Source organism: Lactobacillus porci (genome assembly GCF_009695985.1).
GTDB classification, from domain to species: Bacteria; Bacillota; Bacilli; order Lactobacillales; family Lactobacillaceae; genus Lactobacillus; species Lactobacillus absianus.
In genome coordinates this window covers 46,667-60,947 of sequence record NZ_VUMX01000015.1, presented here as the reverse complement: position 1 = coordinate 60,947, position 14,281 = coordinate 46,667, and the positions used below count along the sequence as shown (strand labels likewise).

The following is a 14,281-nucleotide window of genomic DNA, read 5'->3' as shown; positions in this document are numbered from 1 at the left end:
CCTTGTATGATCCTCTGCCATTAAGATAATCGGAAGCAACTTGTACTTTTAATTCGGATGAATATTTGGTCATAAAGATACCCCACAATCGTTAGATGTCTATGTCTAACAATTGTAGGGCACTTCATTCGCGTTGGGTATTTTTTGTGGCTCTCTGTCAAATCGTGTTGATAGAAGTCAACTATAATTTAATAATTGGATTAAGCATCAAGCTGCTATGTACCAGCTTGATGCTTTTTCTTTGATAATGGCACCTTTTTCTTCTAACTGAATTCTAGTTATCAAATGAGTAAAATTAGCGTAGCCATAAGCAGTACGCTCAATTTGTTTAATCTTGCGGTTTGTACCTTCAAGACAGCCGTTAGATTCATCAAACTTAGCAGCGTTGAGAATATCATGAAGATTTCGTTTGAAAGTATTCAACGTGGTATGCATCATGTTGCCAACGTGATCTTTGCTTTTGATTAAATCCTTGAGCTTATCGGTATCTCTGTCTCTTAAAGCTTTACTGATATCTTGCATAAGATTGTAGGTGTTCTCAAGCTCGGGACTTAGTCTGAGTCCATCAGCTACAACTTGTTCCTGAGTCAGAGTATCCTTTAGCCTTGGTTGATGGTACGGCTTTACTTTTTCAAGATCCTCAAATGGTTTGAGATACAGTTTCCAATAATATTTAAGCAGGTTATATTCTTTGGCGCCTTTCTTGTGCTTCTTCATTTCTTGAATACGGCAAGAATTAAAAGAACGATTGAGCATTTGAACGATATGGAAACGGTCAAGAATTACTTGAGCATTAGGAAAAAGCTCCTTAGCCATGATGTCATAGTAGTAATTAAGATCCATAGTTACAGTTTTGACCTTGTTTCTTACCGTAAGAGGAAAACGTTTGAAGTAGTTGATGATATCTTTCTTAAGTCTGGTAGGCAGCACTTTAACTATTTTATGAGTATGACCATCAATAGCGATAAAGTGCAGCTGTCTGCCAACGCCTCTGAATTCATCAAAGGCTAAGTATTCTGGCAGCCAATCGGTATCTTCAACGGTAGAGTAACCGTATCGCTCCAATACGCGCTGTACAGTGTTGGTTGAGGTCGAAGTTTGTCTGGCAATGCTTTTCATGGACCAATCTTCAGTTAGAGAACCAATAATTTTACGTTTAGTGGCGTTAGAGATACAGCAGTATTTTTCTACTAATTCCGTTTCAGCCATTGAATTCATATGACAATCGCGACAAATAACTCGCTGCTTGGCTACTCTGATAAAGACAGGCAAGCTAGCATCTAAAGCAGGATAGCGCACATTAGAATATAAATGACCATTGTGGACGATATTAGTTGAGCCACAATTAAGACATTGATCTAGATGAGCTACTGCATGGTAAAACTTTGCATCGCGATTACGATACTTTCCAATTGAAATATCCAAGAATTCTAACAGTGGGTCTTTAATATTCAGAGAAAATTTAATACAATCATTGTATGAGGACATAAGCAAAACACCTTAATTTCTAAAGAGTGGTATCAAAGGATTTTATGTAGTGAGGCTTATGCCTCTTTTTTAATACAAAAAATCCTATTGATAGAATATCATAGAAATCTATCAACAGGATTTATCATAGAACCTTTTTTGTCAGACCATCTTGTCTTCACTGATGTAATGCTTGTGGCAGTAAGATGAAATGAATTGCTCAAACTTGGTGACGGCTGGCGTCAGGAAGTGGTCAACCTTCTTGAGGACATAGATTGGGTGGGTGTTGACCTCGTCTTTGATTGGCAAGACGGTGACCACCCTTGGATCAAGCTGCGGCAGGTGGGGAATAACCGCGACGCCGAAGCCCCAATGGACGAAGCCAATAATGGTATGGTCTTCAACGGCTTCCATGGCGATCTGCGGCGTCACGCCCGCGGACTGGAACATGTCGTCCAGGCGCTGGCGCAGGCCGCTTTGCTTTGAGTAGTAGATCATCGGGTACTTGGCCAGGTCAGCCAGGGAGACGGCAGATTTTTGCGCCAGGGGATGGGAGTTTGGCACGGCCGCGAACATTTCCTGGTCAACCAGGTGGGCCGCGGAGATTTTTTCTATCTCGCCTGGGGTGGTTGGCATTGATGAAATTACCAGGTCCAGATCGTCGTTAAGCAGCCGCTTGACCAATTCTTCGGTGGTGTCTTGGCTGTAGTCAAAAGTAATGCCGGCTGAGGAGTCTTCCTTGCGGAATTGGGAGATCAGTTCGGGAATCAGGTCCTGGCCCATGGTGAAGGTAAAGCCAATCCGGATGTGGCCGCGGTTGACGTCCAAGAGCTCAGAAATAAACTCTCCGCCCCGGTCCAGCTCGTCTAAGCTGGATTTGACGTACTTAAGATAGATCTTTCCGTAATTGGTCAGGCGGATATTCCGGCCTTCTTTTTCAAATAAAGGCACGCCCAGCTCGTTTTCAATGCTGCTGATGGCGTAGGAAAGGGAAGGCTGGGAGATGCCCAGGGTCTCAGCCGCCTTGGCCATGTGCTCAGTCTTGGCCAGTTCTACAAAAAAGCGCAGGTGTCTAATATTCATGGTGGTCCTCCATGTGGGTCCGTATCGTTCAAATGTTAATCTCTAATGATGGAAATAATAGAATAGTTTAATCTGCTTCGCAAGTTTGATGCTTTTGTCACGAGCGGAGAAAGCCTTTGCAGACGGGCCTTTGCGCAGTAAATAACTTGCAATCTCAGCTTGACATTCAGTAACAAACGCTCTTTAATCTTTTTTTAAATATCATTTAGCACATGGGAGGAAGACAACATGAACCTGTCCCAGAACACTGCGCGTGAATATTTTGCCGGCTATGCTTATTTCGTTTAGGAATTCAGCTAGCCGTGATTTGCCGTGCCCGCTGGATTCCACCTCAATCCAGCCTGGCTCGCGCTCAACCTTTAATGATGCTGCTCAACCATCTGGATTGAAGAAATACCAATCTGGATGGTTTTTGTATCTCGAATCACAGCGGAGAGCTGCTGAAGCCCAAAAGTCCTCAACTGCCACGTTTTTTCGTACATCGATTGCCCAAATACCAAAAACGCTCATCTAAATTAGATGAGCGTCCTAAGGCCTTGCCCAAAGTCAATGTCTTAGCTTAATGACATTGAGTTTTTCCCCGCCTCTTTTATTAATGACTATTTTTTTGCAACAGCTTCCGGTAAAGTGGCCGTTCGGCTTCGGGGATGCCCAGTAGATCCATCGCCTTGTCGGGAGTCAGGCTCGCAGATTTAATCAGGCTGATAAGATTGTGCGTAGTCACCTTTTCAGTGGTTTCTTTTGAAACTTCCTTGGTCACTTCCCTAGTGACTCTTTCAGTCGTCTCTCTGGCGACTCTTTCGGTCGTCTCTTTGATTGCCCGGTCGACTCTGACTTGGGTGTAAGGGTTAAGTACTTTGGTCATGTTGGTCACCTCATCTTCTTTGCGTTCGTTTAGCGTGTTAGCTGCTTCTTCAAAAACTTGACTGCCGGACATGGCATTCATCATGTCCAAGACCAGCTGCAGATCCTCAACCGTTACATCTTTAGCGCTTGGATGATATTCTTCACCAGCATTGGTTTGCACGAAATATTCCGCGACGTAGAAAAAAGCGCTCTTGAACCGGTTGTTGATTTCCTGCTTAGACAGGTCGCTGATTCTGAAAAAAGCCTTGATTTCGTAGTCACTGATCAGTGGCCGCATTTCTTTAGGCAAAACTTGCATATTGATGTTTTCCCGCAAGCTTCGGCTGTAGTTCCAGGCTTCTTTCCCGTAGTATACCACCACTGTGAGCACGGGATAGAGTTCTTTGCTTTTGGTAAGTTGGTAGCGGTAAGCCGCGGCATCGTAGCTCATTACCCGCGCGGCCATGTTCTTGTCCGGCCGGGTCTGGTTTTCAATGCCAACGAGCAGGATTACGACTTTTTTGGACCCAATCGTCAACAGTTTGGCAACATCGCGATCCTGGCTGTGGATCTTGCCATCAGCCTTGTAGATGCTGGTCGTATTCGTGTCCTGCAGCATTTCCGCCTTGATGACCTGCTTTCCCTTAAAAATGAACCCGTTCAGCACGTCGGCAAAAATTTCATTTTTGCCTAGCAAAGTCTTTTGGGCCATATCGTTGCTGCCATGAGTGCGGCCTCTTTGGTAAGTTGAATAACCAGACTTGGCTCTTTGGCCGCGCCTAGCATGTAGATTTCGTTTCGGCATGGTTTCTCCGTTTCTAGAAGAGAAAAAAGTCCCTTCACTTACTAATACGAAAAAAATGCCGAAAATTTTTTTGGAAAATTGCTAAAATTTTTGCGATTGTCGGTTAAAAGCTTACCGAATTTCCTCCTGTAGCTCAGCTTTTTGGAAGGCGGTGATCAAGTCCTGCAGGGCTGGGGTGATCTTGACTCCGTGCTTGGTCGCGATGAAGTAGGTAATTCGCAATTGGCGGGGGTCTAGAGGATACAGGTTGATCGGCAGGTGCTGGAGCCGCTTCAGGATGCTGGCTGAAGAAACCGTGAAGCCAACCCCGTTGACGGCCAGGTTGGTTGCCGTGATGATGCTGTTGGACGACATCCGCACCTCAGGCACGACGCGGAAGTGCTGGAAGAGCCCGTTGACCTGGTGGCGGATGGCCGACTCCCCATTGCTCAGTACGAACGGTTGCATCAGCAATTCCTTCAAGTCATAGCTGCCTGGCTCCAAAATAAACTGATCCTTAATGTAGTACTTGGAATTTTGCGGGATGACGATGTAGTAGACCTCGCCGCCGTTGATTCGGGCATCGAGCCCTTGGGCCAAGGTTTCCGGCGTCTGTCCCATGTAGCAGTCGACTTGCTCGTTAAGCAGGCGCTCCTCGCTGGCATGCGGGAAGCCTTCAGAGATCTGGATTTTGACCTGGGGATGCTTTTCCAGAAAAGCTGGCAGGATCTTCGGCAAAAGGAAGGTGCCTAAGCTTTCCAAGATCGCGATGCGGATGACTTCCTGCCCGCCGCTGGTAAAACGCTCCAGCTCATTTCTTAAGTGGTGACGCTGGGCGGAAATGTTTTCTAAATACTGGTAGTAGATCTGTCCGGATTCAGTCAGCGTGAAGGGCACCTTGTCCCGGTTGATGATCGTCGTGCCCAGCTTCTTTTCCACCCGCTTGATCAGCTGGGTCAGGTAGGGCTGGGAAATGTACAGGGACTCCGCGGCTTTGGTGAAGTTGCTGGCCTTGAGCAGGGTTTCCAGGTAGTTGAGCATGGTGTCAGGATCGTTCATGATTTTTTCTCCTTATTTTTTCGCTGTGCTCTTAACGATAACATAAATGTTATCGCTTGATAATAGTAAAAGTCTTTTGCAAAAAATAGCCGGTCTAGTACAATTAGCATGTAAAAAGAAAGCGATAACATTAAGAGCACATAAGCAAAAAAGGAGACATCAACATGTCAATGAAATCAGGTATTTACAAGGTTAAGGCCAAGGGCCACGGCTCATCATTCATGCCAATGGAAGTTACTATCAAAGACGACAAGGTAGCTGACATCACGGTTGACTCAGCTGGTGAAACCAGCGGGATCGCGGACGAAGTCTTCAAGCGTCTGCCAAAGGCCATCGTTGACGGCCAAACTTTGAACGTTGATGCTGTTTCCGGCGCCTCAATCTCTTCAAAGGGGGTTATCGACGGGGTTGCGGAAGCGATCACCGAAGCCGGCGGGGATGCAGAAGAATGGAAGCAGCGCGCTAAACCTGCTTCAGCAGCCGCTAAGGACGAAGAATACGACACTGACGTGGTTGTCATCGGTGCCGGTGGTGCTGGTCTGGCAGCCGCTACCCGGTCAATCCAACACGATAAGAAAGTTGTTATCCTTGAAAAGTTCCCACAACTGGGCGGCAACACTGCCCGTGCCGGCGGTCCAATGAACGCGGCTGAACCTGACTGGCAAAAGGGCTTCAAGGCTCTGCCAGGGGAAAAGGAAACCCTGAAGGAACTGGCTGAAACCCCAACCAGCGAAATCGACCCAGAATACGTTGCCGACTTCGAAAAACTGCGCGACCAAATCAAGGCTTACCTGGAATCAGGTGAAGACTACCTCTTTGACTCAGTTTTGCTGCACGAAATCCAAACTTACCTGGGCGGCAAGCGGGTTGACTTGAACGGCAACGAAATTCACGGCAAGTACGAATTGGTAACGACTTTGGTCAACAACGTTCTGGACTCAGTCAAGTGGTTGACTGACTTGGGCGTCAAGTTCGACCGCACGGACGTGACCATGCCGGTTGGGGCTCTGTGGCGCAGAGGCCACAAGCCAGTCGAGCCAATGGGTTTTGCCTACATTCACGTCCTTGGCGACTGGGTTAAGGCACATGGGGCAACCATTTTGACTGAAACCCGGGCAAAGCACCTGATCATTGAAGACGGCAAGGTTACTGGCGTAATCGCTGAGAAGACTGACGGCTCCAAGGTGACCGTTCACGCTAAGAGCGTCATCCTTACGGCCGGCGGCTTTGGCGCCAACACCAAGATGGTGCAGAAGTACAACACTTACTGGGAACACATCGACGACGACATCGCGACGACCAATTCTCCAGCCATCACTGGCGACGGGATTGCCTTGGGTGAAGAAGCTGGCGCTGACGTGACTGGCATGGGCTTCATCCAATTGATGCCTGTTTCAGACCCAGTAACTGGTGAATTGTTCACTGGCCTGCAGACGCCACCTGAAAACTTCATCATGGTCAACCAAAAGGGCAAGCGTTTCGTCAACGAATTCGCTGAACGTGACACTTTGGCCAAGGCTGCAATTGCCAACGGCGGTTTGTTCTACCTGATCGCTGACGACAACATCAAGGCTACTGCCTACAACACCACGCAAGAATCAATCGATGCCCAAGTTGAAGCCGGGACACTGTTTCGCGACGACACGCTTGCCGGCTTGGCAAAGCAAGTTGGCATGGACCCAGAAGTCTTGACCGACACCATCAAGAAGTACAACTCATATGTTGATGCCGGCAACGACCCTGAATTCCACAAGAGCGCCTTCCACTTCAAGTGCGAAAAGGCACCGTTCTACGCTACTCCACGCAAGCCAGCCATCCACCACACGATGGGCGGTCTGGTGATTGACACCAAGGCACATGTCTTGGACAAGGAAGGGCACGTGATCTCTGGTTTGTACAGTGCTGGTGAAAACGCCGGCGGCTTGCATGCCGGCAACCGTTTGGGCGGCAACTCACTGGCTGACATCTTCACCTTCGGCCGGATCGCGGCTGACACGGCCAACGCTGAACACCCAGCCGTTGACGCGGCCAGCGGTGCCTCCCACCACTAATTTTTGATAAAAAAGGAAATATAGTGAAAATTAGCTAGGGGAAAAGTCATGTTTTACGAGAGTCACTTCGGCACCATTTTGACCACGGTTTTGTCCATGTTCATGGGCGTGGTCATGGCCTGCTTCAGAACCATCTGCCATTCAACTGGGTCAACCTGTTTGAACTGACCGCGGAAATCAGTTTGATCGTGTTCGTCTTCAGTCTGTTCATCCCTTACAACGCGTGGGGTGACTGGTTCGCGGGCTTGTTCCACCTGAAAGAGGGCAGTCTGGCTTTCAAGCTGGTTCAAGGCATCATTCCATCTGTCGTCTTGAATTCATCCAACACCTTCATTTGTACGGCGGCAAGCATCTTCTACAATGAAGCCATTCCAAAGGCAACCCGCGTGAGCGTCTACCTGGATGGCTGCAAGAAGGCTTGGCTCCCATGCTTTGTGGTCTCCTACATCGCATCATTTGCCGCCGTTTGGCTGGGATCCAAGGTAGCTGAAAAGTATGCCAAGTAAGTTTTAGTTTGTAATGTAAGCAAGGATTTGTTGATAGAATTTTTGCGGCGAAAGTCATGGACCATTGGATAGGGTCCATGGCTTTTTTGTTCTTTGGCCAAGGCAAAAAATCTGACTTTTTGACAAAATAAAGCATTTTTCAACAAAGCCGTCTGGCTGAAAGCGCTATAATAGAAAACGCGAGAAAGAAGAAAAGCAAATCGAAGAAACGTTATTCAGATAAAGGAGAAAATCTATGGCACATTTTAGCAAAGACTTTTTGTGGGGCGGGGCAACCGCGGCCAACCAGATCGAAGGCGGCTATGACGAGGCTGACCGAGGCCTCTCAATCAGCGACGTAACGACCGAAGGCGGCTTGGATCACCCAAGAATGGTGACCTACATCGACAAGGACGGCAAGCCAGGCGAATTCGTTTCAATGCCAGGCGCGACCGACTTCCCGGAAGGGTCAACTCCAGCCGTTCTGCCAGACCGCTACTACCCTAACCAAATCGCGATCGACTTCTACCACCACTACAAGGAAGACATCAAGTTATTTGCTGAAATGGGCTTCAAGGTCTTCAGAATGTCCATCTCCTGGTCCAGAATCTTCCCAACCGGCGAAGAAGAAGAGCCAAGCCGCGCTGGCCTGGACTTCTACCGCAGCGTTTTTGAAGAGCTGCACAAGTACGGCATTGAGCCAATGGTCACCATCTCCCACTACGATGACCCGTTGCATCTTTCAGTGAAATACCATGACTGGTCAGACCGCAAGATGATCGACCTTTACGTCCGCTACGCGACGGCCTTGTTCAAGGAATACAAGGACCTGGTCAAGTACTGGTTGACTTTCAATGAAATCAACTCCAGCCTCTTAATGCTGAACGCTTTTGGCGGCAATGGCACTGACGAGCAGTTCCGCCACGCTTACCAAAAGCTGCACTACCAATTCGTGGCCAGCGCCCGCGCGGTCAAGATCGGTCATGAAATCAACCCTGACTTCCAAATCGGGAACATGATCTGCGGCATCGTCGACTACCCATATACTCCAGACCCGAAGGACATCCTTTTGAACCGGCACACTTGGGAACAGGACATCTTCTACTGCTCAGACGTGCAGTGCAAGGGTAAGTACCCAACCTACGCTAAGCGCCTGTGGGCTGAACATGACGTCCACCTGGACATCACTGACCAGGACAAGCAGGACTTGCTGGCGGGCAAGGTGGACATGTACACCTTCTCTTGCTACATGTCCAACGTGGTCACGACCCACGACGCGGATGACAAGGTTGGCGGCAACTTCGCGGCCGGCGTCCGCAACCCTTACCTGAAGTACTCCGAATGGGGCTGGGCAACTGACCCAACTGGCCTGCAGTACTTCCTGGAAATGATGTACGACCGCTACGAACTGCCAATGATGGTCGTTGAAAACGGCTTGGGTGCCAAGGACAAGATCGAAGACGGCAAGATCCACGATGAATACCGGATCGACTACCTCCGTCAGCACATCGAAGCCATGGACAAGGCGATCGCGAACGGCGTTGACGTCCGGGCCTACACGACCTGGGGCTGCATCGACGAAGTTTCCGCGGGCACGGGCCAAATGTCCAAGCGCTACGGCTTCATCTACGTTGACCGCGACGATGAAGGCAAGGGGACTTTGAAGCGGATGAAGAAGGACTCCTTCGACTGGTACAAGAAAGTGATTGCTTCTAACGGCGAAGACCTGGCCTAATAGTGAAAAAATCCCGTCTCAGACTGATCTGAGACGGGATTTCGCGTTTTTAAAGCTTGGTTTTATTCTGTTTGTTCTGCCGGTTTGCCTGCAGCTTCACCGCGCCAGCCGGCAATGTCCCAGTCGGTAAAGTCGTAGTCGAGCTTCTTTTTGTAGACCTTTTCGTAGCAGGCCACTTTGAGGGCGTAGTCCTTTTCCATCATTTCCGTGGCGTTGACGTTAACGCTCTTGGTTGGGTCAGGGTAGATGACGCCAAGCACGTGGACCACGTAGCGGGTCTGATAGAAGTTTGGATCCTTTTTTTCCAGCTTTGGCAGCTCCTGGATCTCGATAAAGGTCGCGATCACCGGCACGTTGCACTTGGCCGCGAAATAGTAGGCCCCGCGCTGGGTCTTGCGCGGCTTGCGGTAGTTCCACCACATTTCCTGCTCAGGGAAGATCAGGACCCAGTGGTTGCGGTTGAAAGCGTGGCTGAGATGGTGGACAAAATCCCGGCCCAGGTAGTTGGGACTCTGCACCAGGGGAATGGACCCCATGTTGTTCATAATGTAGCCAAAAAATCCCGGCAGCTTCAGGTTGGTGTCTTCGATCACGATCTCCATCTTTTTGTGGGCTTGGTTGGCCACGCGGTTGACTGCCAGCGCGTCGATCTGGTTGAAGTGGTTGGCCGTGATGATGGCCCCGCCCTTGGGCATGCCCTTGAGCTTGTCGATGCCTTCAACTTTGGTTGAGGCTAAAACGGTCTTGGTGATCGCGTTGATGATGCCCCGGCCAAGCAGGCCGTTGAGCTTGGAAGAAAGCTTGCCGCGGTCTTGCCAGAAGTCCTGAACCAGCTGCAGCTGCTCTTGGGCAGTCATTTCCGGGTCGCCGATTTCGGCTTTGGCCGTAAAGTCGCGCTCGTTGGCGTTCTTCTTGATGTTTTGAATGACGGCCAGGCGGTTGTCGCCAATGATCATATCTTGCCTGTTCCTTTCTGTCTTTCTAGTTTTGCCGGTTAATCTACAGGGTAACTGTTTCGGATTGTTTCACGTGTAACCAATTGTTGGGGTCAGCCAGCATGTCCTTGACCCGGGCAACCATAAAGTCCATCTTGCCCATTTCCTTTTGCCGGTCCGCGTCGCTGAAGGCAGCCAATTCCTGCTTCAGCTCATTGTAGAAGACGGTTTCCTTGGCGCTGCCCCAGAAGTAGCGTTCGTACTTGGTGTGCTCAAAGTGCCATGGCTTGTAGAAGAGGTTGTAGTGAATCATGCATGGATCAGGCATTTCTGGGTCAACCTCGTTGGGCATGGCATCCCATCTTGGATCCAGGTACTGGATCTGGCCGGAGCAGATCTCGTTGATGTAGTCCTGGTCTGGGGCAATGGAGTTGAAGTGGTACTTGCCCAAGAGGTAGAAGAACTTGTCTAGGAACTTCTTTTCCCGCAATTGCTTGGCGTCCATTACCAGCATGCCGGAGTTGATGTAGCTGTCGTTTGGCAGGCCCAGCACGTCCTTGATGTAGACCTGCAGCGGCTTGACGTATTGGATGGACCCGTCGCGGCAGGCGCCAATCAGCTTGCCGTTTAAGTCCTGCTCATACAAGCCGGCAATGTCGGCGTTCAAGACCGTGTCGCTGTCAATGTAGACCAGCTTGTCGTATTGCGGGAAGAGGTCTGGAATGAACAGGCGGTAGAAGATGGACAGGGTGAAGAATTCGGCCCGCAGGAAGTTTTCCTTCCGGTTCTGGATCGGGGCCAGCTGGTCTTCGCTCATTTCATGGAACTCGATATGGACATTGCTGCGGCTGTAGGCGGCTAGAGCGGCGCGGTGGTCGGCAGAGAGGCCCTGGTGCAGGAAGACGACCGTGTAGTCCTTGGCCGGGTCGCTGAATTTGACCAAGGAATTCAAGGATACTGCCGCGTAAGGCGTGAAGTCGTCGCTGATTGAGTAAAATACTGGAATAGTCACGTTGTGGCTCCTAATCTAGCAATATTTAATTGCATTAACTTTTTGTTTTTAATAACTCACTAAACTCGTTTCACAGATAAGTACATTATACTATCTATCTGATTTTTTGGAAAAAACAAAAAGCCTCCTCTGTCGAGGAAGCTTAAACTGGCTTGCTTACAGCTGCGGCTCCAGTTCCAGGAACTGGTTCAAGATGTCGTCATACTCGTGCAGGCCCAAGACGCTGTGGACCCGGTCCACGTCCCAAGGCTTGACGGTTTGGGTGCGGAAGTAGGGGAAGAAGCGGAAGGTGGTCGTGAAGTGCTGGATCACCGTGTCCTCCTGCAGGCGGTACTGCTCATTGTAGCGCCGCGGGGCAAAGCGCTTCTCCTTGGCCAGCTTGTTGATGGCGGTTTGGTCTGGCAGGAACATCTTCTTGAATTCCATCAGCCGGCGGACGCGGGCAAAGAGGCGGGTCCGCTTGATTTCCGGCATGTTCAGGAGCAGAACGCCAGAGTTGATGTAGTCAAAGGCCTTCTTCTGGTTGTGGAAGAAGAAGCGGCCAAAGTAGTCCAGAACCCCTACCAGTTCGGTACCAGTCAGGTCTTGCTGGTAAAAGTCGTCGAGCGGCCGGCGGATGATGACGTCATCGTCCAGATAGAGGACGCGGTCAGGAATTGCCTCCAGTTGGTCCGCGTATAGCCGCAGCATGGCATAAGGGGTAAAGCGGGTCCCCATGTTGGCTGTCGGCGGCTCCTGGATGAAGTTGAGCGTGCAGTCGATCAAGTCCAGGCTGCTATTTGGATTGGCCGCGGTCAAAAGGGACCGGATCAAGGCTGCCGCGTGCTTGGAAAAAGGCCGGTAGTGCTTGGTCTTTGACTTGGCCCGCATGGTCAGGATATAGACGTGGAGCTCCTTGCCCTGCTCCGCTTTCAGCAGGGACAGGACCGCGATCAAGACTCCGCGCTCAGCATTGTGGTCACCGCAAAACATAATATTCATGCTAATCCCTCCTCTTCGTAGGCAATGTTACTTGTGCTCGTGTTCACTATTGATTTTAACATAATTCCAATAAGCATAGTCGCTCAGCTTGGCCCGCTGGCACATGGCCTGATAGATTTCAGCATGCAGCTGCTCCTGCGCGGCTTTCTTGCCCAAGGACTGGTCCGGGAAAAATGGACCGTCGATGTAGACGTGGATCTTGGGCCGGCGGCCAATGGCAGGCTTTTGGTAGGTCGTGGTCATGGTAAAGCTGGGGGCCTTCAAGGAAACCGGGAAGTTCAAGCTGGTGGCCGGGAAGGGGCGGATCTTGGTATAGTAGGGCCAAAGATGGGCTTCGGGGTAGATGATGATGGCCGCGTGCTTGTTTTGAAAGGCAGTCTTGACGTCTTTTAAGAGGCGGATGGACTGCTTGACCGTCTTGCCGACGGGCAGGCCGGCGACTGGAATGACGAACTTGCCCAGGATGGGGATGCCCCAGTTGGACTGGGCCGCCAGGGTGTAGAAGCGGTAAGGGTTGACGATAGTCAGAGGATTGAAGGGGTCGCCCAGCATCTGGGTGTGGTTGCCAAAAATAAAGTAGCCTTGGTTTTGCTTTTTAAAAGGGGCCAGCTTTTCCTTGCCGTAGACCCGGATGCCCAAAATCCCCCGGCAGTAGATCCAGGCAAAGCCGGCGGCCAAAGTCCGCGCGACCGCGTTCCAAACCTTAAAGGCCCATCCCGGCCGGAAGACCCGGTAATCGTCTGCCAGCTCCAAGTCCTGGTTGGCGGAGTCGATGACGTCGTCAGTGATGCTCATGTAGTAGATCTGCTTCTTGGCCAATTTCTTCCTCCCATCGGCTGCTTAGCCGTTATTTTAGCCTGATAAGGCAGCCGGAAAAATAAAAAAGCACTGCTTGCGCAGTGCTTTAGGCGATGGGTCGTCAGGGGATCGAACCCTGGACACCCGGATTAAGAGTCCGGTGCTCTGCCAGCTGAGCTAACGACCCATGTGTTTGTCAACAAACACTATTATGCCATAAATCCAGATAAAATCAACGTTAATTTTTACAGAAATTGTAATATTTTTTAAAATGGCCGTAAATCAAGTATAATAATCAAGGTGAAGGAGGTACGCGATGCCTAAAAAGATCCTCGTCGTTGATGACGAAAAACCAATTTCAGATATTATCAAGTTTAACTTGAACAAAGAGGGTTTTGACGTTGAAACTGCCTATGACGGTGAAGAAGCCGTCAAGAAGGTCGACGAATATAATCCTGACTTAATGATTTTAGACTTAATGCTCCCCAAGAAAGACGGGCTGGAAGTGGCCCGCGAGGTCCGGCAGACCCACGACATGCCGATTATCATGGTTACCGCCAAGGGCGGGGAAATCGACAAGGTCCTTGGCCTGGAAATGGGGGCGGATGACTACGTTACCAAGCCTTTCTCCAACCGGGAACTGGTAGCCCGCGTCAAGGCCAACCTGCGCCGGCGCGACATTGTCAAGAAGGCGGTTGAAGTCAGCCAAAAGCAAGAGCAAGAGAAGCAGAACAACGATATCACCATCGGCAACCTGGTCATCAAACCGGATGCCTACATCGTTGAAAAGAACGGGGAGAAGATTGAACTGACCCACCGGGAATTCGAGCTGCTCTACTATCTGGCCCAGCACATGGACCAAGTCATGACCCGGGAGCACCTCCTGCAAACGGTCTGGGGCTATGACTACTTTGGGGACGTGCGGACGGTCGACGTGACGGTCCACCGCCTGCGCGAAAAGATCGAAGACAACCCAGTCAGACCAAAGATCCTGGTTACCCGCCGGGGCGTGGGCTACTTCGTCAAGTCGCAGACAGAAGAATAA

At 50.2% G+C, this 14,281-nt stretch carries 12 protein-coding genes and 1 tRNA gene; 4 read left to right on the top strand and 9 right to left on the bottom strand.

What is annotated here, in order from left to right; translation table 11 throughout:
* Positions 1–207: 207 nt before the first annotated feature.
* From FYJ62_RS06490 to FYJ62_RS06475, 4 genes are all read right to left on the bottom strand, one after another.
* Positions 208–1,488 carry an ISL3 family transposase gene (locus FYJ62_RS06490; RefSeq protein ID WP_089143098.1) on the bottom strand — a complete coding sequence of 427 codons (1,281 nt, stop codon included), beginning with the start codon at positions 1,486–1,488 and terminating at the stop codon, positions 208–210.
* A 141-nt stretch (positions 1,489–1,629) separates the two neighbouring features.
* Positions 1,630–2,550, bottom strand: a complete 921-nt coding sequence (locus FYJ62_RS06485; RefSeq protein WP_154548904.1) for a LysR family transcriptional regulator — start codon at positions 2,548–2,550, stop codon at positions 1,630–1,632.
* Positions 2,551–3,142: 592 nt separating this feature from the next.
* A complete protein-coding gene (locus FYJ62_RS06480) occupies positions 3,143–4,201 on the bottom strand; it encodes an Rpn family recombination-promoting nuclease/putative transposase (RefSeq protein WP_154548903.1) in 1,059 nt (352 codons plus the stop codon).
* A gap of 111 nt (positions 4,202–4,312) precedes the next feature.
* Entirely contained in the window at positions 4,313–5,239 is a 927-nt protein-coding gene (locus tag FYJ62_RS06475) for a LysR family transcriptional regulator (RefSeq protein WP_154548902.1), read from the bottom strand.
* Between the two features lie 170 nt (positions 5,240–5,409).
* On the opposite strand from FYJ62_RS06475, the gene FYJ62_RS06470 reads away from it, so the two are divergent.
* The 3 genes from FYJ62_RS06470 to FYJ62_RS06460 all read left to right on the top strand — a co-directional run bounded on the left by FYJ62_RS06470 (position 5,410) and on the right by FYJ62_RS06460 (position 9,510).
* On the top strand, positions 5,410–7,290 hold the full coding sequence (locus FYJ62_RS06470) for a flavocytochrome c (RefSeq protein WP_195837408.1): 1,881 nt from the start codon (positions 5,410–5,412) through the stop codon (positions 7,288–7,290).
* Positions 7,291–7,478: 188 nt separating this feature from the next.
* On the top strand, positions 7,479–7,796 hold the full coding sequence (locus FYJ62_RS06465) for an ATPase (RefSeq protein WP_326832006.1): 318 nt from the start codon (positions 7,479–7,481) through the stop codon (positions 7,794–7,796).
* 235 nt (positions 7,797–8,031) lie between these two features.
* Entirely contained in the window at positions 8,032–9,510 is a 1,479-nt protein-coding gene (locus tag FYJ62_RS06460) for a glycoside hydrolase family 1 protein (protein ID WP_154548900.1), read from the top strand.
* Positions 9,511–9,572: 62 nt separating this feature from the next.
* On the opposite strand, the gene FYJ62_RS06455 is transcribed toward FYJ62_RS06460, so the two are convergent.
* From FYJ62_RS06455 to FYJ62_RS06435, 5 genes are all read right to left on the bottom strand, one after another.
* Positions 9,573–10,466 (bottom strand): 1-acyl-sn-glycerol-3-phosphate acyltransferase, encoded by an 894-nt coding sequence (locus FYJ62_RS06455; RefSeq protein ID WP_154548899.1) that lies wholly within the window; start codon positions 10,464–10,466, stop codon positions 9,573–9,575.
* 43 nt (positions 10,467–10,509) lie between these two features.
* Positions 10,510–11,457 carry a glycosyltransferase family 8 protein gene (locus FYJ62_RS06450; RefSeq protein WP_326832005.1) on the bottom strand — a complete coding sequence of 316 codons (948 nt, stop codon included), beginning with the start codon at positions 11,455–11,457 and terminating at the stop codon, positions 10,510–10,512.
* Positions 11,458–11,613: 156 nt separating this feature from the next.
* The gene (locus tag FYJ62_RS06445) at positions 11,614–12,438 is read right to left on the bottom strand and encodes a glycosyltransferase (protein WP_154548898.1); all 825 of its coding nucleotides are present in this window, start codon (positions 12,436–12,438) and stop codon (positions 11,614–11,616) included.
* A gap of 27 nt (positions 12,439–12,465) precedes the next feature.
* The gene (locus FYJ62_RS06440; RefSeq protein WP_195837407.1) at positions 12,466–13,257 is read right to left on the bottom strand and encodes a lysophospholipid acyltransferase family protein; all 792 of its coding nucleotides are present in this window, start codon (positions 13,255–13,257) and stop codon (positions 12,466–12,468) included.
* A gap of 93 nt (positions 13,258–13,350) precedes the next feature.
* A tRNA-Lys gene (locus FYJ62_RS06435) sits at positions 13,351–13,423 on the bottom strand.
* Between the two features lie 129 nt (positions 13,424–13,552).
* Between FYJ62_RS06435 and yycF the strand changes: the two genes are divergently transcribed.
* Positions 13,553–14,281, top strand: a complete 729-nt coding sequence (gene yycF, locus FYJ62_RS06430; RefSeq protein ID WP_154548897.1) for a response regulator YycF — start codon at positions 13,553–13,555, stop codon at positions 14,279–14,281.